This window comes from Candidatus Phytoplasma sp. AldY-WA1 (genome assembly GCF_020312115.2).
GTDB classification, from domain to species: Bacteria; Bacillota_I; Bacilli_A; order Acholeplasmatales; family Acholeplasmataceae; genus Phytoplasma; species Phytoplasma vitis.
Genome location: NZ_JAHRHX020000082.1, coordinates 1 through 2104 on the forward strand (window position 1 = coordinate 1; position 2104 = coordinate 2104).

General features: G+C 20.4%; 1 protein-coding gene. It reads right to left on the reverse strand.

The features are described 5' to 3' along the window. Positions 1-951: 951 nt before the first annotated feature. Entirely contained in the window at positions 952-1485 is a 534-nt protein-coding gene (locus KTO59_RS04070) for a hypothetical protein (RefSeq protein WP_284928781.1), read from the reverse strand. Between the last annotated feature and the right edge of the window lie 619 nt (positions 1486-2104).

A 2104-nucleotide genomic window follows, 5' to 3' on the forward strand; every position in this document is an offset into this window, starting at 1 on the left:
ATTTCAATTTAAATTAAATAAACTAAATTATTTTTTTATCCCTTAAATTTAACTTTTTTGTTTGAATTTTTTAGGTCGTGATCTAAATAATTAAAATAACAAATTTAATTATTGTTATTTTAAAAAAAAGACTTATTTCCAGCAATTTTTTGTTATATGAAACATTTTATTTTTTTATAATGAAATTATGTCTTCATTAATGCATATTTTATTCTCCTTTTTTGAGATGTTTAGGTCGTGTTTTTTAAATTTAATAATTTATTTTATATATAGTTGATTGAATATATATTTGATTGAATTGATTATTTCAACAAATTCATGTTTTTCTAATTTAAAAAATTTCTTAGTTTTTCTTATTATTTTTTTCAATCGATTGTTATCTTTTTGATTTTGAGATGTAGGATCACTTTTTGTAATTCAATAATAGTTTTTATTCCATTTAAAAGGGTTTCATTTTTTAATAATTCGTTTATTATAAAATCATCGATTGATTTATTCTTTATTGGATTAAATTTATTAATGTAATTAACTGTTTTTTATTGGATAAATAGACTGTATATTTCTAATTAATCCACCATTTGAATATTCGTCATGTTTTCGTAATTTGTTATTAGCGTAAAATTGTTGATAATTTAATAATTGTCCTTTTTCATCGATTTTGTTGATACAAATTAATTTTTGACGTTTGATAAGACCTTGTTTTGATCCTGTTTTTCCATTGAGTTCGCACCATTATTCGTAATAGTGTATGGTGGCTAGATCAAGAGAAATTGTTATTTATTTAGGTTGATAAAGGTTTGGATTTTTGTTAATGTTTTTTTGAAAACTTTAATTTGTTTACTAGAATAATTAGTATTATGTTTTTATTAATAAAATCCATTATTTCTTGATTATTTAATGGAATTATTTTTTGAGAAAATTTGTTGTTTTTATAAATTTGGAATGCTAAATTTAATACCATCTCTCAATTTCTTTTGAAGTATATCCAGCTTGTTTTAATTCTTCTGGAGTATAATCATTTTTTAATTCGCTTGCAGTATATCCACCTTCTTTTAATTCTCTTAAAGTATATCCTGCATTTTTTACCGACTGCGACCCCATCCAATTCCACGAATATCCGGCCTCTTTTAATTCTTTTGCAGTATAATTATTAAAAAAACCATTTCCGACTTCTTTAAAATCTTTTGCACTATATCCGGCCTCTTTTAATTCTTTTGCAGTATATCTAGCATTTCTTAAGTCTTTGAAATAATATCCGCCCTCTTTTAATTCTTTTGCAGTATATCCGACACATTTTAATTTTTCTGCAGTACATCCAGTAACTCTTAATTCTTCTACAGTACGTCCTTTTAATTCTTTTGGCAAATTCTTTCGCTTATGATCATAAATCGAAGATATTACAATTATTAATATCGCTAATATCGCTATAAAAATTATTAAAATAATTTCTTTTTTATTCTTGTTAAAAAATTGTTTCCATTCCATTTTTTTATATTTTTTCTTTCATTTTTTTTTTTTTTTTATATAGCATTTTTTTAAAAAAACAAAACTACTATTAAATATAATTAAATCATAAAAAAGAAAAAAAATAAGTTTAATTTTCATTAAAATTAATTTACTAAGGGTGAACTTGTTTTTTTAGTGGCAAATGATATTTCATCTTAAAAAAAATTAAGAGTTTTATTAATAATAAGTTTTAATAATTATATTATTTTTTTTAAGTTTTTTTATTTGGAAAATGTTAAACAAAAAAGAAATGATAAAAAAGAAGAAATAATTTATTTTAAATAAATAGAAAATTTTAAATTAATTAATAGTTGTTAATTTTTACACTGCGCACTGTTTTAAAAAAATGTAAATGTTTTTTTAACTCTGCATATTTTTAAAATCTCTTTTCTAAAAATGAATTTATTTACAAAAATTTATAACAGTGCGGGCAAGAGTTAATAATATTTTATTAAGTTTAATTATTTATGAATAATTAAAAAATTAATAAATATCTTCAAAAAAATTAAAAAATAAAATGAATATTGTATAATATAAATAAGTTGAACCTTTTAATAATGTAAAATCATGAAAATTAAGAAATTCTAAAATCAAAAGA